The following is a 1,410-nucleotide window of genomic DNA, read 5'->3' on the forward strand; positions in this document are numbered from 1 at the left end:
GAAGTGCCCATCCATCGATGTTCCACCCTTGAGCAACCATCCGCCTGACACTCGCAGACGACGATGGCCACCAATATTGGTGATGCTCCTTAGAAAGGAGGTGATCCAGCCGCACCTTCCGGTACGGCTACCTTGTTACGACTTAGTCCCAATCACCGATCCCACCTTCGACAGCTCCCTCACGAGGATGGGCCACTGGCTTCGGGTGTTACCGACTTTCGTGACTTGACGGGCGGTGTGTACAAGGCCCGGGAACGTATTCACCGCAGCGTTGCTGATCTGCGATTACTAGCGACTCCGACTTCATGGGGTCGAGTTGCAGACCCCAATCCGAACTGAGGCCGGCTTTTTGGGATTCGCTCCACCTCACAGTTTCGCAACCCATTGTACCGACCATTGTAGCATGCTTGAAGCCCAAGACATAAGGGGCATGATGATTTGACGTCGTCCCCACCTTCCTCCGAGTTGACCCCGGCAGTCTCCTATGAGTCCCCACCATCACGTGCTGGCAACATAGAACAAGGGTTGCGCTCGTTGCGGGACTTAACCCAACATCTCACGACACGAGCTGACGACAACCATGCACCACCTGTGCACCAGTCCAAAGAAAGCCACATCTCTGCAGCCGTCCAGTGCATGTCAAGCCTTGGTAAGGTTCTTCGCGTTGCATCGAATTAATCAGCATGCTCCGCCGCTTGTGCGGGCCCCCGTCAATTCCTTTGAGTTTTAGCCTTGCGGCCGTACTCCCCAGGCGGGGCACTTAATGCGTTAGCTACGGCGCGGAAAACGTGGAATGTCCCCCACACCTAGTGCCCAACGTTTACGGCATGGACTACCAGGGTATCTAATCCTGTTCGCTACCCATGCTTTCGCTTCTCAGTGTCAGTAATGGCCCAGAGACCTGCCTTCGCCATCGGTGTTCTTCCTGATATCTGCGCATTTCACCGCTACACCAGGAGTTCCAGTCTCCCCTACCACACTCTAGCCTGCCCGTACCCACCGCACGCCCGAGGTTGAGCCTCGGGTTTTCACGGCAGACGCGACAAGCCACCTACAAGCTCTTTACGCCCAATAATTCCGGACAACGCTTGCGCCCTACGTATTACCGCGGCTGCTGGCACGTAGTTAGCCGGCGCTTCTTCTGCAGGTACCGTCACTCTCGCTTCTTCCCTACTGAAAGGGGTTTACAACCCGAAGGCCGTCATCCCCCACGCGGCGTCGCTGCATCAGGCTTTCGCCCATTGTGCAATATTCCCCACTGCTGCCTCCCGTAGGAGTCTGGGCCGTGTCTCAGTCCCAGTGTGGCCGGTCGCCCTCTCAGGCCGGCTACCCGTCATCGTCTTGGTGAGCCATCACCTCACCAACAAACTGATAGGCCGCGAGTCCATCCCCCACCGATAAATCTTTCCA

Annotated in this window: 1 rRNA gene; it reads right to left on the reverse strand. The window is 57.0% G+C overall.

What is annotated here, in order from left to right:
* Positions 1–93: 93 nt before the first annotated feature.
* Positions 94–1,410: ribosomal RNA gene (locus L3K22_RS16615) — 16S ribosomal RNA — on the reverse strand; the annotation flags it as partial.

The organism is Brachybacterium atlanticum, from assembly GCF_025669985.1.
Lineage (GTDB): Bacteria > Actinomycetota > Actinomycetes > Actinomycetales > Dermabacteraceae > Brachybacterium > Brachybacterium conglomeratum.